The 24,476-nt window shown below is 68.0% G+C and carries 4 protein-coding genes; all 4 read right to left on the reverse strand.

Annotated elements, in window-relative coordinates; all coding sequences use genetic code 11:
* Positions 1 to 11 precede the first annotated feature (11 nt).
* From HX881_RS02360 to HX881_RS02375, 4 genes are read right to left on the reverse strand one after another with little or no spacing between them, the layout of a single operon-like run.
* The gene (locus tag HX881_RS02360) at positions 12 to 692 is read right to left on the reverse strand and encodes a hypothetical protein (protein ID WP_177082530.1); all 681 of its coding nucleotides are present in this window, start codon (positions 690 to 692) and stop codon (positions 12 to 14) included.
* The gene (locus HX881_RS02365; RefSeq protein WP_177082541.1) at positions 682 to 9,840 is read right to left on the reverse strand and encodes a hybrid non-ribosomal peptide synthetase/type I polyketide synthase; all 9,159 of its coding nucleotides are present in this window, start codon (positions 9,838 to 9,840) and stop codon (positions 682 to 684) included. Before HX881_RS02365 ends, HX881_RS02360 begins: the two co-directional genes overlap by 11 nt.
* Positions 9,840 to 14,000 (reverse strand): non-ribosomal peptide synthetase, encoded by a 4,161-nt coding sequence (locus HX881_RS02370; RefSeq protein ID WP_177082543.1) that lies wholly within the window; start codon positions 13,998 to 14,000, stop codon positions 9,840 to 9,842. The genes HX881_RS02365 and HX881_RS02370 overlap by 1 nt, the downstream gene beginning before the upstream one ends.
* The gene (locus HX881_RS02375; protein ID WP_177082545.1) at positions 13,997 to 24,457 is read right to left on the reverse strand and encodes a non-ribosomal peptide synthetase; all 10,461 of its coding nucleotides are present in this window, start codon (positions 24,455 to 24,457) and stop codon (positions 13,997 to 13,999) included. Before HX881_RS02375 ends, HX881_RS02370 begins: the two co-directional genes overlap by 4 nt.
* Positions 24,458 to 24,476: the final 19 nt, after the last annotated feature.

Genomic DNA, 24,476 nt, shown 5'->3' on the forward strand with positions numbered 1-24,476 from the left:
CCTCACCTTTTTTAAGAATTTATCAAACCTTCTGCCAGGTCCCGCAACATCCGCCGCCGGCACTCGCCGTCCTGCTCGCCACTGCCGGCACAGGCCAGGGCCCAGACACGGGTGGCGCCGACGCAGATCCCGGCATAACCGGCGGCATCGTCATCGGCGAAGATGCCCGCGGCCAAGTGGGCGTAGGCCCGGCTGTTGGCATCGGCGAAAGCCGCCGCGTTGGCTTCGGTGCTGAGTTCGGCGTAGTAGTCGGCGTAGCCCCGGGCATCGCCGAAATGCTCGGCGATCATGGCGGTGTTGGCCGGCGCCGTGGCGTACTCCAGGGCCATCGCATGGGCCCGGGCATAACCCGTGGCATAGGGAAAAGCCCGTCGATACAGGGCCGGCAGCAGCGGCTTGAGCGCCGCCAGCCATTCCCCGCGACGACCGTTGACTCCGAGGGCGGCGCGCCGATGCAATTGCTGCAGGGCCACCACGCTCGCGTGATCGCTATTCTCGATGCCTTCAGGCAACCGTGGCAGTACCACTTCGGCCTGCCAGGCATGGACCCACGCAAACGGTACCGGGCCGCCAAGATGGGTCAGCGCCGCCTGCAAGTCGTTGCACCAGCGTTGCACCCAGTCCGCGGGTTGTCCGGCGAGCAGCACCGGGACCAGCGCCCGCAGCCAGTCGGGTTGTGCTTCAAGGTGCATGCCGTTCTCCTTGCCCGTCGCTGCCGATGGCCTCGGCAATCAGCCGGGCCCAGCGTCCGCCGACGATGCCGTAGTGATCGGTGTCCAGCACCCGCCATTCCAGCAAATGAGGCAGCAACCCTTGCCAGGCCCGCTGCAACTCGTCGGCCTGCCAGCCCCGGCCGACGCCGTAGGGATTGGCCTGGCTGGCGATAAATAGCCGGGCCGGGGTGTCCGCCAAGGCCGGCGGCGTGAACGTCGCCATGCTGCTCATGTTGTGTTTGCAGCAGGTGGTCAGCCGTTGCAGGTAACCCTGCATTTCCTCGGACAACCCCCGTGCGTCCGCCTCGGGCCAGCGTTGGGCGAATTCGCGCTGGAACACCGCCTCGATCTGCCGCTCATCCATTCGCGCCAGTTCGACGCCCGCGTCCGGTGCCGGCGGGTCGATCAGATACAGCCGGGGTGGCGCCAGGCCCATCTGCCCCGCCGCCGCGCACATGGCCTGGGCGACCCACGCACCGAAGGACCAGCCGGCCAGCCGCCAGCCAAAGGACTGGCGCGGGAAACGCGCCTGCAAGGACTCCAGGTAGCAGGCGGCCCGTTGCGCGAGACTGATCGGCGGCAGCCCCAGATGCTGCAACGCCGGGTCGGCGATCACGCAGACCCCCAGGGTCTCGGGCAATGCCGCCACCAGTTCGCGATAGGCCTGCACGTCGCCCCCGACCGGATGCACCAGGCACAGCCATTCCCGGCCGGCACCGGGACTCCAGATATCCAGTTGCACCGCGCCGGCCCAGTCGCTGACGCTGGCCCCAGCCCCAGCCCCGGCGGCATCGATCAGCGCCAGGACTTCCCGCAGGCTGACCTTGTGGCTGAACTGCGACAGTTGCAGGCCGACGCCCAGTCCCGACTGCACCTCGTCGATCAGGTCGAGCAAGGTCAGCGAGTCCGCGCCCAGTTCGTACAGCGAGGCATCGTCGGGCAAGGTTTCCAGGCCGAGCCATTGGCACAGGCAAGCGCGCAGGTGCCCGGCCGGGTCGACGCCGGCGGCGGCACTCTTGGCCACGGTCGCGCCAGCGCCGTGGCGACGCGGGTAAAAGGCCCGCGACGCCACGATCGAGGTGGTCGACACCAGGCACTGCGGCAGTTGCATCGCCAGGGCCAGGTCGAACACCCGGGCGCCCTCTTCGACCGACAGGCCGAGCGCCAGGTGACGTTGATGGGCTTCGTCGTTGGAGGTGACGGCCGTGGCCATGCCGCGGTCGCGCCAGATATCCCAGTTGAGGCCCAGGCGTACGCAACCTCCCGCCTGCGCACGGTAATGGGCAAAGCCATCCAGCACGCCACTGGCGGCGGCATAGTCCAGATGCCCCGCACCGCCGAACACCGCCGACATCGACGAGCAGTACAGGACAAAGCCCGGAGCCAGCCTCGCGATCAGCGCTTCCACCGCCAGCATGCCCAGGGTCTTGGCGGCCATGGCCGAATCCATCTGCCGCGCATCGCGATGGCGGACCAGGCCGCCGGCACCGACGCCCGCCGCATGAATGACCCCGGCCAGTTCGCCATGACGCTCGGCGAGCTGTTCGAGTACCGCCGGCCAGCGGGCCAGATCGGCGATATCGGCCTGCAGGTTGTCGATACGCTCACGGTAGGCCAGCAGGTTCGCCGGCAGTTCGCCCCGGCGCGAGATCAGCACCATCCGCCGCCCTGGCGCTTGCAGCAGGTGTTCGCAGAGGCTGCTGCCGATTCCACCGCTCCCGCCAAGGACCAGGAAGGTCCCGGTCAAGGGCAGCAAGGCCGAAGTTTCCGGCGCCGACGGTGCCGGGCTGGCGATCAGCCGCGGTTGCCACAGGTAGTCGCCGCGAATCGCCAGGCGCCGGGGCAATGCCGCCGGATCGCTGAGCAGCGCCGCCAGCCGGTCGGCCTGGCTCGCCCAGTGTGCCGAGGGCAGGTCCAGCCAGTGGCAGCGCAGCGGATATTCCTGCGGCAGCACTTCGCAGGCCCCGGCCAGGGCGCCGAGTTCCGGTCGCTGTACCTCGCCTTCGACCGCGCAGGCCTGCCAGGACAGCAGCCACAGGCGCAATCTTGTCGGGCGTGAGTCGCCCCAGGCCTGCATCAAGGCCGCCAGGGTGTCCAGGCAGGCCCACTGGGCCGCCGCCAGGCTCTGTTCGTTCACCGCGCCGCCGACCGACAACGGCAAGGCGTGCAGCCAATCCAGTTCGGCCACTTGCGGCTCGACGACATCCGCCAGCAGCGGCAGCAGCGCCTGCGGATCACTCGGGTCCAGTTCAAAACGGTCCGGCCCCAGGCGCCGCGAGCCATTGCCGGCACGCACTTGGACCACTCGCCGATAAACGCCGCCCAGTGCATCGAGCAAGGTGTTGTCCAGGGCCTCGTTGGCACAGACCACCAGGGTCTCGCGGCGCACATCGGCCGGCGTGGTGCTCAAGCGGCGCACCCGCAGCCACTGGCGCTGGTGGAACCACTCCGGCAAGGGCTTGCGGGCTGGCTCCGGCGGGGTTTCAGGGATCGGGGCCGGGTCCGGCGTCGACAGTTGGAACCGGCAGGTCTCCAGATCGAACGCCGATGGCCCGAGGTCCCAGGGCGGTGGCGCCGAACGTTTCGGCCAGTCGATCCGGGCGCCGTCGTACCAGGCTTGCAGGATCTCCCCGGGCGTCGCGCCATGGGCCGGCCAGCGCCGGGTCGACAGCGGCACTTCGCGGATCGACGTTTCGTCCGCCACCCACGGTTCCCCCGCTCGACACTCCACGCCGTAGCGCCAACGGTGCTGGCGGCGCCCCGATTGCAGGTAGCGCAACACCGCCTCAAGGCGATGTGGGAACTGGTCCAGGTACGCCTTGATCGTCGCCATGTTGCGCAGCAGTGCGCTGCGACTCCGGGCGCTGAGCAGCAGGCACGGGATGCCGGGCGCCGCCGCCGGCTCGGCCACGGGCGCCGCGCCGACAATCACATGGGCATTGGTGCCGCCGATGCCGAAGCTGCTGACTCCCGCCAGGCGGCGCCGACCCTCGGGCCAGGGCCGCGGCTCGGTGGGAATATGGAACGGCGTGTGTTGCAGGTCGATCTGCGGGTTGATCCGGTTGAACCCCAGGTTTGCCGGCAACACGCCGTGGTACACCGCCAGTGTCGCGCGGATCAGGCCTACCACGCCGGCCGCGGCGCCCAGGTGGCCGATCTGGCTTTTCACCGAGGCCAGGGCGCAACTGTTCGCCGGTGCCTCGCCGAAGGCCTTGCCCAGCGCCGCGACCTCGATCGGATCGCCCAGCAGCGTACCGGTGCCGTGGGCCTCGACATAGCCGATATCGGCGCCGCGCAGCCCGGCCTTGTCCAGGGCCTCGCGAATCACCGCGCTCTGGCCCGCCACCGATGGCGCGGTATAGCTCATCTTGTCGTGCCCATCGTTGTTCAGCGCCGAAGCCTCGATGACCCCGTAGATCCGGTCGCCGTCCCGTTGTGCCCGGTCCAGGGGCTTGAGTACCACCACGCCGTAGCCACTGGCGCCGAGGGTGCCGCTGGCATCGTCGCTGAAGGGACGGCACAGGCCATCGCGGGAGAAGATATGTTGCGGCCGGTAGCGATAGCCTTGCGTCAGGGTCGGGTCCACCAGCACCCCGGCGGCCAGCATCACGTCGGCGTCGCCCTGCCTGAGCAGCGCCGCCGCCAGGTGCACGGCGATCAGCGAACTGCCGCAGGCGGCCTGCACACTCATGGCCGGGCCGCCGAGATCCAGGTGATAGGCGGCCTTGGTCGCGAGGAAATCCTTGTCGTGATGCAGGGCCATCTGGAAGGTATCCGGCAGTTCGCTCGCATCGGCCTGGCGCAGCAGTTGCTGGAAGTAGGTGGTTTCGCCACAACTGGCGATCAGGCCGATCCGTGGTCCGTCCGCCGCCGGAACGATCGCCGCATGCTCCAGGGCCTGTACGCAGGCCATCAGCAGGTGGCGCTGTTGCGGGTCCATCAGCCGTGCTTCCTGGCGGCTGATGCCGAAGTACTCGGGATCGAAATCGAACATCCCCGCCAGTTGGCTGCGGGCGCCGACCCGTCCGTCTTCGGCGTCGAAGCGCTCGATGCCCGAGGCGCCCGTCTCGACCATCGACCAGAAGGCCCGCAGATCCACGGCCCCGGCGACATTGACCGCCATGCCGATCACCGCCATGGGCGAATGGCCGTTGTCGCGCCCGCGCAGGGGTTCGACCCTGCTGGCCGGTGCTGTCGCCAGATGGGCCGCCAGTCGACGCGGGGTGACCTGCTCGAACAGCTCGGCCATGGTCACTTGCAGCTCCGGTTCCTGGTTATAGCGGGCATGCAGGCGCATCAGCCCGAGGCTGGTGGCACCGGCCTCGAAGAATGTCTGGTCCGGGCTGATCGGCCGACCGATCACCGCTTCGAACAGCTCGCCGAGACGCTGCTCCAGCGGGTTCGACGAGGCTTCGGCTGCGATCATGGCCTGGCGTTCCAGCCGCTCGCCGAGGCCTTGCAGGGCCTTGCGGTCGATCTTGCCGCTGGGCGTGCGCGGCCATTGGTCGAGGCGTCGATAGCTGTCGATACGCACATGGGCCGGCAGTTCACGGGCCAGCCGACGGTCCAGCGCCTCGGCAGCGGGTGCCATACCGTCCACTTGCAGGTAGGCGACCAGGCGCAGCGGTTCGGCTTGGAGGGTGACGATGGCGCCCGTCACCTCGGGGACTTGCATCAGTGCCGCTTCGATCTGCCCGAGCTCCAGGCGATGACCGCTCAATTTGATCTGCTGGTCGTCGCGCCCCAGGTAATGCAGGCACCCCGAGGCATCGACCCGGGCCAGGTCACCGGTGCGGTAGAACAGGCGCTGGGCTCCCGTGGCATCGGGCAGTTCGACGAAACGGCTGACGTTCAACCGCGGATCGCCCAGGTAGCAGCGGGCAACCATCGGCCCCGCCACCAGCAGGTGGCCCGTCGCGCCCGCTGGCAACGGCCGATCGTGTTCATCCACCAGCAGCAGGCAGGCATTGCTCACCGCCCGACCAATGGGCGCGCGCAGTGGCCACTCCCGTGGCGCTCCCGCCAGGAGCAGGCCGCTCACCACATGGGTCTCGGTTGGTCCGTAGTGATTGAACAGGCTCGCCTGGGGCATGCCGGCGAACCATTGTCGCAGCGCCTCGGTGCACAGCAGTTGTTCCCCCGCCGTGACCACTTCGCGCAGGCGGCTCGGATAGAGCCCCCGGCTCACGGCGGTTTCTGCCAGGTGCTGCAGGGCCACGCAGGGCAGGAACAGGCGCTCGATGCCGGCGTCCAGCAGGTAGTCCAGCAATGCCGGTGCATCCTGGCGCCAGCCGGGGCTGATCAGGTGGTAGCAACCGCCACCGCACAGGGTGCTGAAAATCTCCTGGAACGAGACGTCGAACGACAGCATGGAGAACTGCAGGGTCCGTGCCCGGGCCGCCAGCCCGCCCTCGTCGCGTTGCCACTGCAAGAGGTTGCACAGCGTACGGTCCGCGACCTGGACGCCCTTCGGCGTGCCGGTCGAACCGGAAGTGAACAGCATGTACAACGGCCGTTCGCCCCGATGTGGCGTGCGGGCAAAGGGACGTGTCGGTGCATCGAGCCGCACCCGGTGGCGGGCGATGCCGTGTTCGCCGAGGCGCTCGAGGGCCGCTTCGGTCGCACGGCTGAACAACAGGCAGTGGGCGCCACACTGCCCCAGCACCTGGCGCAATACCGCCTGGGGGTAGCCGGGGTCGAGCGGCACCGCGGTGAGGTTGAGCTTGGCCAGGGCCAGCAAGGCAACGATATGTTCCACCGAAGTATCGAGGAACAGCACCACCGGCCCGGGCGCGAGGCCCAGCGCAGGCAGTGCCGGATCCTCGCGCAGGGTGGCTGCCAGGGTGTCGGCCCGTTCGTTCAGGTGCCCATAGCTAAGCCGTTGTTCACCCGCCACCAGTGCCGTGGCGTCGGGCGTGCATCGCACCTGGTACTCGAACCAGTCCGCCAGGGTGGCGAAAGGCGGCTGCCCCGCTCCACCCTGGCTGGCCGCCGGCAAACTGCGGCGATAGGGCAACAGCAGCGAATCGAGGGGCTCGGTCGGTGCCTGCAACAGCCGATCCAGTGCGCCACGGAACAGCCCGGCGGCCGTCTGCATCTGCGCCTCGGTGAAATAATCGCACTGGTATTCCCACCAGCCCGCCAGGCCTTCTGCACTGTCCACCAGCGACAGGGTCAGCGGGCACTTGGCCTGCAACGGCCCGGTGAATTCCAGGCGGGCCTGGAAACCCTCGAGTTTCGAAAAATCGGTGTTCTCCAGCACGAACATGAAGTCGAACAGCGTCTGGCTGCCCGAGAGGCGCAGGTCTTCCACCACATCCGCCAGCGCCACATCCTGATGCGCCAGGACCTGTCGCACGATATCGGTCTGTTCACGCAACAGTTCGTCCAGGGCGCGGGCGCCGTCGACGGCCGTCGGGATCAGCACGGTGTTGGCGAACATGCCCACCGCCTCTTCGAACTCGGCCAGCGGCCGGTTGGACACCGGGCTGGCGATGCGTGGACGCGACAGACCGGTCAGGGCGTGCAGGCTCCAGGCGAATACACTGAACAACACTTCGAAGCGCGTCAGTCGTTGTTGCCCGCAGAAGCGTTCGAGCGCCAGGCATTGCGTCGCTTCCAGCGCCTGGCGATATTGCCGGGCCCCGGCCCCGCCGCCGTTGCGCTGTGGCAGCAACCCAGGCGATGGTTCCGGCTGTTCGCGATGGAACTGTGCCAGGGTGCGACGTTGCTGGCGGTAGTGCGGCGCAACGCTCCATTGGCCCTGCCACTGGCCGAATTCCAGCGGTGTCAGGCGATTGCCCCGGTCGCCCGTGGTGCGCCCCTGGAGAATGTCGGTGTAGAGCATCTGCAGATCGTCGAACAGCAGGTTCAGCGACCAGCCATCGACCACGCTGTGGTGCAGATGCAGAAGCAGTCGCGCGCTGCCATCGGCGAATGGCAACAGCCAGGACTGGAACAGCGTGGGGCTGCCCAGGTCGAACGGCGTGGCAAATACCAGCGCGGCGAACGCCTGCCAGTTGTCTTCGGTGAACTGGCCGCGGGCAAAGGTCCGGCAGTTCGCTCCCTGTGCGGCGACCACCTGGTCGAGCCCGTCCGGTCCGGACTCGAATGCCGTGCGCAATGCCGGGTGACGCGCCGCCAGTTGCTCCAGGGCCGTGCCCAGGGCCGCCAGTTCGATGCCGGCCGGCAGCCATAGCACCAGTGGCACGTTATAGGCGGTGGACGTCGGCTCGCGCTGCTGCAACAACCACAACCGGCGTTGTTCGGCGGTCGCCGGCAGGCGTCGCGACGCGCTCGGCGGCGGTGCCGGCGGATACAGCGCGGGATGCGCCCGCGAACTGACCAGGAGCTCGGCCAGGCCGGTGAAGTTTTCCTCCAGCAACTGCGCCATGCTCAGTTCCACCTGCCACCGGCGGCGTACCGCCGAACGCAGGCGCAGGGCCTTGAGCGAGTCGCCGCCGCTGCGCAACCAATCGTCCTCGCCGCCCAATCGTGGCTGGCCCAACAGTGCCCGCGCCTGCTCCAGCAACCATGACAGCGCTGGTGTTTCCTCGCCCGCTGTGGCCTGTGACGCCCGCCATGGCTGACCACCCTGCTCCAGCAAACGCGCACGGTCGACCTTGCCATTGGCGGTCAGCGGCAGGCGTTCGAGCAGAAACAGCTGCTGCGGACGCATGTAGGTCGGAAGTTGCGCCCGCAGGTGGGCGTCGAACCCGGCAGGGTCCAGTTCGTCGCGGGGCACGATAAATGCCAGCAACTGGTGGTCCTCGGCGGCCTGGCGACGGGTGCAGACATAGGCCTGGGCCACGCCGGGATATTCGAGGATGCGTTGTTCGACCTCACCGGGTTCGATACGGAAACCACGCACCTTGACCTGACGGTCGACGCGGCCGATGTACTCGATCAGGCCCGCTTCGTTCTCGCGGACCCGGTCGCCGCTGCGGTAATGCAGCAATGGCTGGCCATCGGCGCCGGGCAAGGTGACAAAACAGCGCGCCGTCTCCTCGGGCCGCTGGCGGTAGCCGCGGGCCACGCCGCTGCCCGTCAGGTACAGCTCGCCCACCGTTCCCGGGGCGACCGGCCGTTGCTGCTCGTCGAGAATCCGTACCCCGGTGTCGGGCAAGGGGCGACCGATCGGCACCGAGGTCCCTTCGAAGTCGCGGGCGATCGGCTGGCACAAGGCGAACGTGGTGCACTCGGTCGGCCCATAGACATTGAAGATGCGGCAGGCGCTGTGCGGGTTGGCCCGGTACCAGTCGCGAACCGCCACGGCGCTGATCTGCTCGCCGCCGATCAGCACCTGGCGCAGGCTGGCAAAACAGCGCGGATATTCCTGGCTCAGGGTGTTGAACAACGACACCGTCATGAACAGTGTCGCCACCGCCTGCGTCTCCAGCACCTGGGCCAGGCGCCGCGCATCGAGCAGTTCGTCATCGGCGATCATCACGCAGGTGCCGCCATTGAGCAGCGGTGCCCAGAGTTCGAAGCTGATGGCATCGAAGGCCGGGTTGGACAGGCAGGCAAAGCGCTCGCCAGGTCCGATCTCGATGTAGCCGCCGGGCTGCACCAGGCGCAAGATCCCGCGCTCACCGACTTCCACCGCCTTGGGCGTCCCGGTGGAGCCCGAGGTGTAGAACAGGAAACTCACCTCGGCAGGCGTCCTGGCGAGTGGCAGTGCGCCCAGCGCCGGAGTGTCCAGCAAGGCCGCCACTTCGGCTTGCCACGGGCTGGCCGGCAGATCGGCGAAAGGCTCGTCCACCAGGAGCCCGACGCAGGCGCCGTCCTCCAGCATCCGTACCCGCCGTGGCGCTGGACTGGCACGGTCCAGCGGCACCACCACGGCCCCGGCCTTCAAGGCACCGAGCAGCGCCGCCAGCCAGCGCCAGGACCTCGGCATGCACAGCGCCAGGGTCTGTCCGGGGCGCACGCCACGCGCCAGCAAACCCTGGGCGATCCGTTCGCTGGCGGCAGCCAGTTCGCTGTAGCTTAATTGTATCTGCCGGTCGATCACCGCCAGGGCCTGGGGCGATGCCGCCACCTGTTGGGCAAAACGCCCGAGCAAGGTCGCCGGGGCAGTGTGCTGCACCCTGCCTGGCCGAGCACTCTCTTGCTGAAGAATGTCCATTACGCCTCCTGCGTCAAAGATTCAGCCGGCAAGGTCGCCGCGGATGCCCGCCCCGGGCCATCGAACCGCTTCAGTTCCTGTTCGAGGGTCCTGGCGACACGGCGCATTTCCACGGTCTCCAGCATGTCCCAGTGACCGCCGTTGACCAGCTTCGCCAGGTAGCCATCGCCAGCCCGGCGGCGCCAGAAACCGCGCAGTCCATGGAGCTGGGCACGGCTGAAACCCTCGCGTGCCTGGATCAGCACCACCCGCCCGGCCCTGGGTTGGCAGACGTAGTCCGCCACGGCCATGCGGTTGTGGTTGTAGATATGGAAATAGCGTTCGACCTGGGCGTCTTCGATGCCGGGGTACATGCCGTTGAAGCGCACCAGCTTGTCGCGGAACTCGGCCATGTCCACCGGGGCCATCTGCTGCCGGTAGGCGGCATTGTCCGAGCCCTGGGTATCGAGCAGCACCACGGTGACCTGCCGATGTCCCGCCGCTGTCAGGCGCCGGGCCATTTCGTAGGCCACCAGCCCGCCGAACGACAGCCCGGTGAGAACCAGGGGTTGCGTGACCAGCGGTTCGATCAGGCGCAGATAGGCCGCGGCCATGGCCTCGACCGTCGGTTCGGTGGCCTCGCCGGGATTGAGCCCCGGCGACTGCACGCCATAGACCCCCACCGATTCGGCGAGGACCTTGGCCAGCGACAGGTAGCAGAACGCCGTGCCGCCGGCGGGATGGATGCACACCACATTGCGTTGGCCGTCACCCCGGCGGAACTCGATCAGATTGCTCCGGGCCGCTGCCGGATTGGCTCCCGAGCGGATCCAGCCACCCAGTGCCTCGATGCTCGGATGGCCGATCACCACGCGGATCGGCAACTCGATACCGAAGGCCTGGCCGACCTGGTGGGCCATCTTGATCGCCGCGATGGAGGTGCCGCCGACATTGAAGAAGTTGTCGCGGATGCCGATCTGCGGGGCCAGCAGCAGGCCCTTCCAGATCTGATAGAGCTTGAGTTCGATATGGTCGCGCGGGCTGGACAGGTTGACCTGGCGGCTGGCCAGGTCCTGGTCGGCCAGGGCCCGCAGCGCGTCGCGGTCGATCTTGGCATTGGCGGTCAACGGCAGTTCTTCCAGCCACAGGTAGGCGGCAGGCAGGACCTGGCTGGGCAAGGTGCTGGCCAGGTGCGCATGCACCGCTGCTTCTTCAGGCCGCGCGCTCATCGACACGCTGCAACAGGCCACCAGTCGCTGGTTCTGCGCGGTGTCGCCGACCATCAGCACCACCGCGCGGCGCAGGCCGGGAAAGGCTTCGAGTCGTGCCTCGATCTCGCCAAGTTCCAGCCTCACGCCACGCAGCTTGACCTGGAAATCATTACGGCCGAGGAATTCCAGCTGGCCGTCCGGGCGATAACGCGCCAGGTCGCCGCTGCGGTACAGGCGTTCGCCGGGCACGAACGGGCTGGCGATAAAACGCTCCTTCGTCAACGACTCCAGTCCCAGGTAACCCCGCGCCACGCCTACCCCGCCAATGTGCAGGTGGCCGCTGACGCCCACCGGCAACGGTGCATCGTGGTCGTCGAGCACATACAGGCGGGCCTGGGCAATGGGCCGCCCGATGGGCAGTTGCCGTGCCGGCACCTCGGCACCGGGCTCCAGGGTCCAGAGGCTGTTGATCACCGTGGTTTCGGTGGGACCGTAGACATTGTGCAGCCGCGCGTGAGGCAAGACCTGCTGGAAACGCCGGGCAATCGACGGGGTCAGCTCGCCGCCGCCGCAGAACACATCGCGCAGCTCGACACAATCGCCGACCTCATCGACATCGAGGAACAGTTGCAGCATCGCCGGCACGAACACCAGCGCGCTGATCCGCTGCTCCCGCGCCAGCCGGACCAGGTAGGCCGGCTCGAGATGCCCGCCGGGGCGCGCCAGCACCAGCCGCCCACCCGCGGCCAGCGGCCAGAGCAGTTCCCAGGCCGAGGCGTCGAAACCGAACGGGATCTTCTGCAGCATCGCCGAATCCGCCCCCTCGCCACAGACCTGCGAACACCACAGCAACAGGTTGCTCAAGCCGCGATGGGCCACCATGGCGCCCTTGGGCAGGCCGGTGGTGCCGGAGGTGTAGATCACGTAGGCCAGGTGCTCGGGGGTCAGGCCGACCGCGCCTGGATCGGGATTGTGCGCGGGCTGCCCGGCCCAGATCGGCGCGTCGCTGTCGAGGTCGAACACCGGTAGTTCGCGGCCCGCCTCGGCGAAGGCGGCACGCAGCAGGTCACGGGTCGAGCCGTGGACCAGCGCCACCAGCGGCGCGCTGTCCGCCAGCATGTGGCCCAGGCGCCCGACCGGATAGGTCGGATCCAGCGGCACATAGGCGCCCCCGGCCTTGAACACGGCGAGAATCGCCACCGGCAGTTCCAGCGAGCGTTCCAGGCAGACCGCGACGCGCACGTCCGGCCCCACGCCGAGGCCGCGCAGATGATGGGCCAGGCGGTTGGCCCGGCTGTTGAGTTCGCCATGGTCGAGGGTGGTGGACTCGAACAGCACCGCGCCATCCCGTGGCGCACTCGCCGCCCGGGCCTCGATCAGGTGATGGACGCAACCGGGGACCTGGTCCAGGGGCGCACTGCGGTTCCAGTCAACGACGATCTGCTGGCGCTCGGCCTCGCTCAGCAGGTCCAGGGCGCCAATCGGTTGCTTGGCATCCTCGGCGACCTGTTCGAGCAGACGCCGGTAGTGACCCGCCAGGCGCTCCACGGTGGCGGCATCGAACAGGTCGGTGTTGTACTCCACCGTCAATTGCAGGCCGTTGCCCTGCTCCACCAGCTCGAACGCCAGGTCGAACTTGGCCGTGGCGCTGCTGGTGCCATGGGGCGCCAGGCTCAATCCCGGCATCTCGACGGCCGCGCCCGGCGTGTTCTGCAACACCAGCATCACCTGGAACAGCGGCGAATAGGCGGTATCGCGTTGCGGGTTGACCGCCTCGACCACCCGCTCGAATGGCACGTCCTGATGGGCGTGGACTTCAAGCATGCGCACACGGGTTTCGCGCAGCAGTTCGGCAAAGGTCTGCCCCGGTTCCAGGCGGTTGCGAATCACCAGGGTATTGACGAAATGGCCGATCAGCGGCTCGATTTCCGCCCGCCCGCGGTTGGCGAACGGCGTACCGATGGACACGTCCTGCTGGCCGCTGTGGCGCCACAGCAATACCGCCAGGGTCGCCATCAGGACGTTGAACAGCGAGCCCCGGGTCTGTCGCGCCAGGTCCTGCAATCCGCGCAGGGTGGCGCCGTCGAGGCGGCTGTGGCAGGTCGCGCCGGCATAGCCCTGCACCCGTGGCCGCGGCCGATCGGTGGGCAGGGTCAGCAACGGCGGCGCATCGGCCAGGGTCCGGCGCCAGTAGTCCAGTTGCTCCTGCAAGGCCTCGCCACCGAGTTGCCGTTGTTGCCAGCAGGCGTAATCGGCGTACTGCACCGGCAAGGGTGCCAGGCTCGACGACCGGCCCTTGAGGTAATCGCCGTAGAGGGTCACCACTTCGCGCAGCACGATAGCCATCGACCAGCCATCGGCGATGATGTGGTGCAGGTTGTACAGCCACAGGTATTCCTCGTCCGCCAGTTGCAGCAGCGAGGCCCGCAGCAGTGGCCCGCGGGCCAGGTCGAAGGCGCCACGGGCATCCCCGGCCAGCCGTTCCCGCACCTGCGCTTCGCGCTCCTCGGGCGACAGGCCGCGCAGGTCGCTGACCGGTAGCGCCACGGGCTGGTGCGGATGCACCACCTGGCACGGCTCGCCGTCGACATGGGCAAAGGTTGTACGCAAGACCTCGTGGCGCCGTACCAGCTCGTTCAGCGCCCGCTCCAGCACGGCGACCTCGAGCCGGCCCCGGAGCATTACCGCGTTGGGGATGTTGTAGAACGGATTGCCCGGCTCCAGCTGGTCGAGAAACCACAGCTGTCGCTGGGAAAACGACAGCGGCAGCGGCGTCAGGCCCTCTGCCCGCGGGGCAATGCTGTCGCCTGCGCCCAGCAACGCGATCAGCGCCTGCTTGTGCTGCTTGAGTGCCTGCAGCAGGTCCTCGCCGAGGAACCCCTTGGGCGCCTTGCAGCGCAGCTTGTCGCCATCGACCTCCAGGCTCACGCCATGACGACTGAACAGGTCCAGCAACTGATGGGCATTCATACTTCGATCTCCTCCATGTCGCTGTCGTCATCCGTGCGGGCTGTGGCGAAGGCCTCCACCCGGCTGTTGCGTTGCTCGCCGGCAGCCCGCAGGCCGCCGACCATCGAATAGACCAACTGATGACTTGGCCCCAGGTCGAACAGCGCCGGCAGCGACTGTTCGTCGATCGAGCCCATGCCGCACAGGCCCAGGCCCTGCTCTGCCGCCGTCATGGTCAGCAGCTGCGCCATGGCGCCGGCCTCGATATGGCAGAAATCCCGGCTGCGCTCGCCGTAGAGCGGGCGGATGGCCGCCAGGTCGGCGATCAGGAACAGTGCGAACGCGGCGTCTTCATACACCGGGCGGTTGACGAAGTAGTCGTAGGTGTCGGGGTCCAGCCGCGAAGCTTCGCCGAGCGCTTGCAACTGGTGCCGTACCGGGTCGTAGTAGAAGGCGCCGCCGGGCACACCGTGGATCCGCGTCGGCTTGATATACAGATAGGCCTGCAGCGGATAGAGCCCGCCGGCCGAGGGGAACTGGTACTTCACTTCGCCGTCCAGTTGCCCACGCGACAGTCCGGCCAGCCAGTGGGCGAATGCCGCGGTCGGGATCGGTTGCGGGTCGTAGCGGCGCACCGAACGGCAGTCGCTGAAGCGTCGGCTGAATCCGCTGTCCTCGGGCAACGCCAGGGCCACCGCCGGCAACGGCCGGGAAAAGCGCCGCCGGCCATGCTCGTCGGCCTTGAACTGCTGGCGCAGTTGCGGGTCTTCGATCACCTCGACGGTCTGCGCGAGCGGTGGCTGGACACGACTGACCAGTGCCTGGTGCTCCAGGCTGCGCCGGTACAGTTCCAGCAGGTTGGCCAGGGTCGGCTGGGCCAGCAGTTGCGCCAGGTGCGGGCGGAACTGCAACTCGGCGGACAAGGCGTTGCTGATCCTGACGATATCGATGGAGGTGGCGCCCAGGCTCAGCAGATTGGCGTGGCCTCCAATCCCGTCGTGCTTGAGCAGTGCCTCGACGATCGCCACCAGGCGCTCTTCCCGCGGACCTCGCGGCTCCAGCACGGGGCCGCTGTCCTCGTTTACCCGGGGTTCCGGCAGGCGGCTCTTGTCGACCTTGCCGTTGGCCGAAAGCGGCCAGTTTTCCAGGAAAGTGAAGGATGTCGGCACCATGTAGGCCGGCAGCTTGTCCGCCAGGTAGAGGGAGAAATCCCCGACCTGCAGCTGGGTATCGCTCTTGATCAGATAGGCCGCCAGGCGCTTTTCGCCGTGCTGCTGGCCGAGGATGCGCACCACCGCGCTGTGCACGCCGGGATGGCGGTTGAGCACGGCTTCGATTTCGCCCAGTTCGATGCGATAGCCCTGGACCTTGACCTGATTGTCCTCGCGCCCGAGGAATTCGATATTCCCGTCCGGTAGCAGGCGCCCGAGGTCGCCGGTGCGATACAGGCGTTCGCCGGTCAGCGGATGGGCGAAGAAGCTGGCGGCGCTCTGTACCTCGTCGCGCCAGTAGCCTTTTGCCAGGCCGACACCACCGATATACAACTGCCCAGGCACCCAGGTCGGGCGCTGTTGCAGCGCCTCGTCGAGGACATGGAAACGCTGGTGATCCAGGGCCTTGCCATAGGGAATGCTGCGCCAGTCGGGGTCGACCTCGCCGATCGGGTAGCAGATCGACCAGATCGACGCCTCGGTGGCGCCACCCAGGCTGATCACTTCGATGGCCGGCTGCAACGCCCGCGCACGGTCGGCCAGGTTCAGGGCAATCCAGTCGCCGGACAGCATCGCCAGGCGCAGGCTGGCCGGCAGCGTGCCGCCCTGGTTTTCCACCGATTCCAGCAACAGCCCGAGCAAGGCCGGCACCGAGTTCCACAGGCTGACCCGGTGGCGTTCGATCAGTTCGCGCCAATGCAGCGGATCGAGGGCCTGGCGGTGATCCAGCAGCACCACCGCCGCGCCCGCCGCCAGGGTGCCGAAGAAGTCATACACCGACAGGTCGAAACTCAATGAAGACACCGCCAGGACCCGGTCCCGCGGGCCCACGGCAAAGCGCCGGTTGATATCCAGCAGGGTGTTCACCGCTCCGGCGTGATCGATGACCACGCCCTTGGGCACGCCGGTGGAGCCCGAGGTGTAGATGACATAGGCCAGGTCGCCGGGCCCCGTCGCCACCGCTTGCAGCTCGGGGCCGATGCTCTTGTCAGTGTCGCTCTCGTCAGTGCTGCTTTCGTCGATGTCGCTCACGGTGATGATCGCCACTTGCGCCGACCATTCGCCGCCCACCTCCAGGCCGGGCTGGGTCAGCACCCAGCGGGCTTCGGCCCGTTCGAGGATATGCCGCACCCGCTGTTCCGGCAGCGCCGGGTCGATGGGCAGGTAGGCGCCGCCGGCATACAGAATCGCCAGGGTCGCCACCACCTGCTCCCAGCCCCGCTCCATCATCACCGCGACCAGTTGGTTGGGCACCACGCCGCGCGCCTGCAAACGGGCACCGAGCTGGCGCGCCTGTTGCCGCAACTGTCCGTAGCTCATCTGCCGCCCTGGCGCGATCAGCGCCGTCGCGGTCGGTGTCGCCAGCGCCTGGCGCTCGAACAGCTCATGCATCAGCGGCGCCGCGGCCGGGGCCGGCAGCGGTGCCGGCAGGCAGGCCCGAGGCAGCAACTGCGGGGTGCTCGCGGTCCAGGCCCGGGGATCGAGCAGGCGATCGAGCAGTTCATTGTAGGCGTCGAACATCTGTCCGATCAGGCCTTCGGGAAACAGTTCGTCGATGCTGTCCCAGTTGAACAGCAGGCGCCCCTCCAGCTCCAGCAAGGTATGGTCGATCCACACTTGCGGGGTCTGGGTGATACTGTGCACGTTCTCGGCTTGCAGGGCATCCGCCAGGTTGTATTCGGCCTGTTGCGCGGCACCTTCCGACAGGGTGCTGTTGAACACGATGGGAATCGCCGTCTGCTGGACGCCACGGGCCTGGGACAGTTCGCGCAGGACCCGCACGCCACTGACCACCGCGTGGTCGATGTCCTGCCAGAGTTGTTGCTGGATCGCCCGGGCCTTGTCGGTGAAGCCCTGGTTGCCGTCGATGCGTACTTCCAGCAGCACCAGCGAGGTGAAGTCGCCGATGATGCCGTCGACATCCGGGTGCAGTGGCAGGCGATTGAACAATGGCAGGCTGAGGGTGAAGCGCGGCTGGCGACTCCACAGCGCCAGGACCTCGCAGAAGGCGGTCAGCAATACCACCGAAGGCGTCACGGCAAACTGCTTGGCCAGGGCCTTCAGTCCTGCCCAGTGCTCGGCCGGCAATTGCCGGTCACGCCGGGTGAAGTGCGGCGCCGCAAGACTTTCCGGCTGGCGCACCAGCGGCAGGTCCGGGGCCGGCGCGAGGTCGCCGACGCGTTCGCGCCAGTACGCCAGCGCTCGTTCATAACGCACGCCGCCACGCAGTTGGTGTTCGGCCAGCACATAGTCGCGAAAGCCCAGGCCCGGCACCGGCAGCGCCCGTTGCGGCTCGATGTAGCAGGCCATCAGTTCGCGGGCGAGGATCTGGCTGCTGGCGGCATCGACGATCAGCGCATCGAGGCTGATATGCAGGTGGCTGATGCCATCGTCGAGCAAGGTCAGGCTGAACTCGAACAGCGGCCAGCGACTGGCGTCCAGTACCTGGTGGGACAGGCGCTGGCGGTTGTCCGCCAGGGCCCGGAGCGCCACCTCGGCCTCCAGGCCGCGCAGGTCGAGGCTGGGCAGGCGGTAGACCGGCACCTGCGCCAGTACCTGCTGGGTGCCGTCGCTGAGAAACACCGCACGCAACATGTCATGGCGTTCGATCATCCGGTTCAGCGCCTGCTCGAAGCGGGCGCTATCGAAATCGCGGATGCGCAGTTCCTCGTAGCCGTGGGCGCTGACGCCGCCCAGGCTGACCGTGGCCTCGCGGCCGAACCAGTAGGCCTGCTGGATATCGGTGAGGGGAAACGGCTGATGGCGGGCGGCGAAGTCCGGCTCGATCACGCTGAAGGCCGGCTCGGCCTCTATGCGCTCGTCACGGCTGGCGCGGACCGCGGCGATCAGCTCACCCGGCGTCGGTGTCTTGAACAGGCTGCTCAGGGACAGTTGCGCCGCCATCCGCTGGTTGATCGCGTAGACCAGCCGGGTGGCCAGCAGCGAATGCCCGCCGAGGTCGAAGAAGTTGTCCCGCAGGCCGACCCGCTCGCAGCGCAGGACTTCGGCCCAGATCGCCGTCAGCTGGATTTCATCCTCCGCCAGCGGTGCCACATAGTCGCTGCCGGACAGCCGTTCCGGCGCCGGCAAGGCACGGCGGTCGAGCTTGCCGTTGCCGGTCAGCGGCAGTTGCGCCAAGGTCACCCAGGCGCTCGGGATCATATACTCGGGCAGATGCCGGCGCAGTGCGTCGCGCACTGTCTCGACATTCGCCGGGCCGACGATGTAGGCCACCAGGCGTGGGTCTCCCGGTGCATCCTCGCGCAGCAGCACCGCGGCTTCCAGCACGCCCGGCTGCTGGTGCAGCAGGCTGTCGATTTCCCCGAGTTCGACGCGGAAACCGCGCAGCTTGACCTGCTGGTCGATGCGTCCCAGATACTGCACATTGCCATCGGCCAGCAGTCGCGCCTGGTCGCCGCTGCGGTACATGCGCGCCCCCGGCTCGCGGCTGAACGGATCGGGCAGGAAGCGCTCGGCAGTCAGTCCCGGCTGGTTCAGGTAGCCCCGCGCCAGGCAGGCGCCGGCAATGTACAGCTCGCCCGCCACGCCGACCGGCACCGGGTTCAGCGCCTCGTCCAGGACGTACAGCCGGGCATTGTTGATCGGCCGGCCGATGGGCGGCGCCTCGGGCCAGTCGTCGGCCTCGGCGCAGGCCAGGCGGAACTGGCTGACCACATGGGTCTCGGTCGGCCCGTACTGGTTGTACAGGTGCGTGCCGCCAAGGCCCAGGACGAAGGCGCGCAACTCGTCGTTGATGCGCAGGGCTTCGCCGGCGGTGATGATATCGCAGCCGCCCGGCGGCATCGGCGCGTCGGCCGGCGTCAGGCTGGCGACCTGCTGCAACACCGCGAACGGCAGGAAGGCCCGTTGCACGCCGGCCGCCACCAGGGTCGGACGCAGGGTGGCGAGGTCCTTGCGCTGCTCTTCGCTCAGCAGCACCAGGCAACCGCCCTGGCACAGGGTGCTGAAGATTTCCTGGAACGACACATCGAAGTTCAGCGAGGCGAATTGCAGTACCCGTTGCGGGACCGGCGCTTCGCCCGTGGCCTCGCTCAGTTGCCAGTCGATCAGGTTATCCAGGGCCTGGTGGGTATGCGCCACGCCCTTGGGCCGACCGCTGGAACCGGAGGTGTAGAGCACATAGGCCAGGTGGGTCGGCTTGATCGCGACGACGGGGTTGTCGCTCGGCTGGCTCGCCCAGCGCGCCTGGTCGCTGTCCAGGCAATACAACGGCAAAGCCGCGGCGCTGGCCGGCAGTTTGTCCCGCTGTTGCGCGCTGGTCAGCAGCAGGCTGGGCGCCGCGTCGCTGAACATATAGGCCAGCCGTTCGACCGGATAGGCCGGGTCGAACGGCACATAGGCGGCCCCCGCCTTGAGGATCGCCAGCAGGCCGATGATCATCTGTGGCGAGCGCTCCAGGCTCAGGCCGACCCGATCCTCGGGACCGATGCCCTGCCCGCGCAGGAAATGCGCCAGGCGGTTGGCCGCCGCGTTCAGCTCGGCGTAGCTCTGCTCCGCCGCGTTCCAATACAGCGCCGCGGCCTGCGGCGTCGCCGCCACCCGGGCCTCGAAACGGGCGAGGAAACCACTTTGCGGGACCCGCGCGGAGTCGCTGCGCTGCCATTGTTCGCGCAGTTGCCGGTGTTGCTCCGGGCTCAGCAGATCGAGGCTGGCGACCGCTTGTGCGCTGTCGGCGACCATCTGCGCCAGGATCCGACGCAGGTATTCGCCAAAACCGGCGACCGTGGCCGCGTCGAACAACCCCGAGGCGTACTCCAGGCCACCGACGATCTGTCCGTTGCACTCGCTCAGCGCCAATTGCAGGTCAAACTTGGCGATATGCCGTTGACTTTCCACATGCTCGACGGCGAGTCCGGGTAGCATCAGGTCCTCGCACTGTACCTGCTCCCAGGCGAACAGCACCTGGAACAGCGGGCTGTGGGCCAGGCTGCGCGGTGGATTGAGCAATTCGACCACCTGCTCGAACGGCAGGTCCTGATGTTCCTGGGCCTGCAACGCCACCGTGCGCGCCTGTTGCAGCCACTGGCCGACGCTGGGGTTGTCGGACACGTTCAGGCGCAGGGCCAGGGTGTTGACGAAGAAACCGATCAACGCCTCCAGCTCGCTGTTCGGGCGGTTCGCCGAAGGCACGCCGATTACCACTTCGGCCTGTCCCGACAGGCGTGCCAGCACCAGCGCCCAGCCGGCCAGCAGGGTCATGAACAGGGTCGTGCCCTGCTGCCGGCTCAGGGCTTTGAGGCCTCGGGTCAGTTCTTCGTCGAGTACCAGCGGCACCACACCGCCACGATAATCCTGTACCGCCGGACGCGGGTGATCCGCCGGCAGCTCCAGCAGTACCGGGGCACCCGCCAGGGTTTCACGCCAGTAGCGGCTTTGCCGCTCCAGCACCTCGCCGGTCAGCCAGCGACGTTGCCAGGCCGAGTAATCGGCGTATTGCAGGGCCAGTTCCGGCAACGGGTCGTCGCGGTCCTGCAGTGCCGCCGTGTACAACTGCTCCAGCTCGCGGGTCAGCACCCCCATCGACCAGCCGTCCGAGACGATATGGTGCAGGGTCAGCAGCAACAGCTGGTCGTCCTCGTCCAGGCGCACCAGGCAGGCGCGCATCAGCGGCCCGCGCTCCAGGTCGAACGCCCGGGCACCCTCCTCGTCCACCAGGCGGGCCAGGCGTTCCCCGGCAGGATCGGCACCGTCGAGCGTCAGTCGCTCAAGCTTCAGGCCCTGTCCGGGAGGGGCAATCACCTGGCGTGGCTCGCCCTCGACGCTGATAAAGGTGGTGCGCAGCGCTTCATGGCGCGCCACCAGTTGATTGAGGCTGCGTTCCAGCGCCGGCACCTGCAGGCGGCCGCGCAGGCGCAGGTTCAGCGGCATATGGTAGGCGGCGCTGCCACCGTCCATCTGCGCCAGGAACCACAGGCGCTGCTGGGCGAACGACAACGTTTGCGTGGCGCCGCGTTCGACCCGCTCGATCGGCGTGTGCGCAGCCTCCCGGGCATCGCCCAGGCGCAGGGCGAAGTGTTTCAGTTGCGGGGTGGCGAACAGGACCGAGGCGGCGATTTCCAGGTCGAGGTTGCGGCGGATCCGCGCAATGACCTGGATGACCAGCAGGGAATGGCCGCCCAGGGCAAAGAAGCCGTCGTCACGCCCTACCCGCTCGATACCCAGGACTTCGCTCCAGATCCGCGCCAGCTCGGTTTCCAGCGCTCCTTGCGGCGCGGCATAGTGTTGCTGGTCGAAGGCCATGGCATCCGGTGCTGGCAACGCGCTGCGGTCCAGTTTGCCGTTGGCGGTCAACGGCAAGGCGTCGAGGCGCACGAAGGCGCTCGGCACCATGTAGTCCGGCAGGCTCAGGGCCAATTGCGCGCGCAACTCGCCAGGGCCGAGGCGCCGTTCGCCGACCTCGCGGTAATAGGCTACCAGCCGCGGCTCACCAGGGCTGTCGCTGCGCAGCAGGACCAGGCTGTCGCGCACGCCCGCGACCTGGGTCAGGCGCGTTTCGATTTCGCCCAGTTCCAGGCGCAGGCCGCGCAGTTTGGCCTGGGAATCGTTGCGGCCGATAAATTCCAGGTTGCCATCGGCCCGATAGCGGGCCAGGTCGCCGGTACGGTACAGACGTTCGCCGGCAACGAAGGGATTGTCGACAAAGCGTTCGGCGCTCAGTTGCGCCTGGTTCAAGTAGCCACGGGCAATGCCGGCGCCACCGATATACAGTTCGCCGGCAACACCGATCGGCACCGGGGCGCCGGCGGCGTCCAGCAGGTAGACGCGGGTATTGGCCAGCGGCCGGCCGATCGGCAGGCTGCTGTCGAGCGGCGGCTGGGCCGCCAGTTCGAAGCAGGTACTGTCGATGCTGGCTTCGGTCACGCCGTAGGCATGGACGATTCGCACCCGCTCGCCGCAGCACTGGCGCAGTTGGCGGGCGCTGTGGGCGGTCCAGGTATCCGAGCCGCAGACCACGGTGTCGAGGAAGGACAAACCCTGGCCGCTGTCCTCGGCCCAGGCCAGCAATGGATTGAGCACCGCCGGGACGAAGTCGGCGAAATCGATCTGGCTGTCCCGCAGCAGCCGGTACAGGGCCGGCGGGTCCATCAATGCCTGGCGCGGGCACAGCACCAGTTCGCCGCCGAAACCCAGGGCGCGGATCAGGTCGGCACTGAACACATCGAAGGAAAACCCTGCCATCTGCAGGTGTCGCAGCCCCGGCCTCAGCCGGTACAGGCCTTCCCAGGCGGCGCTGACCGCCAGCAAGCCGCGGTGTTCGACCATCACGCCCTTGGGCTGGCCGGTGGAGCCCGAGGTGTAGATCACGTAGGCCAGGTGTCGCGAAGTCAGTTGCAGCGCCCGCGGCTCGGGATCGTGTTCCGGGCGACCGGCCCAGCGCGGCGCGTCCTGTTGCAGATCGAGCAGCGCCGGCTTGCTCGCCATCCCGTCGAGGGCGGCGAGCAACGCTGTGCGGGCCGGGCCATGGGTCAGGACCACGGCAGGTGCGCTGTCGCTCAACATATGCGCCAGGCGCGGCAGCGGGTAGCCCGGGTCCAGCGGCACATAGGCACCCCCGGCCTTGAGTACCGCCAGCACGGCGAGCGGCATGTCCGGGGTGCGCTCCAGGCACAGGCCGACGCGCACGTCAGGGCCGACGCCCAGGGCACGCAGTTCATGGGCCAGGCGATTGGCCCGGGCATTCAGTTCGCCATAATCGAGGCTGTCGTCGCCGCAACGCACGGCCACGGCCCGGGGATCGCGACGCACCTGGGCCTCGAACAGCTCATGCACGCAACGATTGCCGTCGAAGGCCCGTTCGGTACGGTTCCAGTCCAGCACCAGGCTGTCGCGCTCCTGGCCATCCAGCAGCTCCAGCTCCGCCACCGGCCGCTGCGGGTTCACCAGCATGCCGACCAGTACCCGGCGCAGGTAACCGGCGAAACGCGTCACGGTCGCCGCATCGAACAGCGCGCTGGCGTATTCCAGGCCGCCGCTGATCACGCCATCCTGCTCGGCCAGGACCAGGGTCAGGTCGAACTTGGCCGCCTGATGACCGCTGCGCAGTGGGCGGGTTTCCAGCCCGCCCAGTCGCAGCGCGCCCGGCTCGGTGTTTTCCCAGGCGAACATCACCTGGAACAACGGGCTGTAGGCCTGGCTGCGGGTCGGGTTGAGCTGCTCCACCACCTGTTCGAACGGCAGTTCCTGATGTTCCTGGGCGCCGAGGGTCACCGCGCGACTGTGTTCCAGCAACTGGCTCACCGTCGGAGAATCGGCCACCGACAGGCGCAACACCAGGGTATTGACGAAGAAGCCGATCAGGTCCTCGGTTTCCCGGCGCGTGCGGTTGGCGGTCGGCGTGCCGATCAGCACCTCGTCCTGTCCGGAGAGACGTGCCAGCACCACGGCCCAGCCGGCCAGCAGAGTCATGAACAACGTGCTGCCATGGTGCAGGCTCAGGGCCTTGAGTTGTGTGGTCAGGGTGGCGTCCAGCACCAGCGGTTCGAAACCGCCCTGATACGCCTGCAATGCCGGGCGTGGCCGGTCGGCGGGCAGTTCCAGCAAGGTGGGTGCCCCGGCCAGGGTGTCGCGCCAGTAGGCGCCGTGGTCGGCCTGGGGGCTCTCGGCGAGCCAGCGGCGCTGCCATTCGGCGTAGTCGGCGTATTGTAGGGCCGGGGCCGGCAGCGGATCGTCGAGGTCCTGGCGGAAGGCGTCGTACAGTGCGCCCAGTTCCCGGGTCAGGACCGCCATCGACCAGCCATCGCAGATAATGTGGTGCAAGGTCAGCAGCAACACGTGTTCCTGCTCGCCAACCACCAGCAGGCGCCCGCGAAACAACGGCCCCTGCTTCAGATCGAAAGGCGCATCCGCCTCTTCACGAGCCAATGCCGCGACCCGGGCCCCGGTCTCGGGATGGCCGGCGAGTTCGTGGACCTGCCAGTCGAAACCCCGTCCGGCCTCGGCGATCACCTGCACCACCTCGTCATCGTGGGCGGCGAAGGTGGTGCGCAGCGATTCGTGACGGGCCACCAGCCGATCCAGCGCCCGCTTCAGTGCCGTGCGGTCCAGGGGACCCCGCAGTTGCAGGCCGAGGGGGATGTGATAGGCGTCGCCGCCACCGGCCAACTGGGCGAGAAACCACAGCCGGCGTTGCGCGAAGGACGCCGCCGGCGGCACGCCCGAGCGCTCCATCGGGGTGATTTTCGGACGTTTGTGCAAGGCGGCGAACTGCGCCGGCGTCATTTCACGCAACGAGGTCTTGTCGAACATTGAGGGCTACCGTCCATGA

This window comes from Pseudomonas gingeri (assembly GCF_013386115.1).
GTDB lineage: Bacteria > Pseudomonadota > Gammaproteobacteria > Pseudomonadales > Pseudomonadaceae > Aquipseudomonas > Aquipseudomonas gingeri.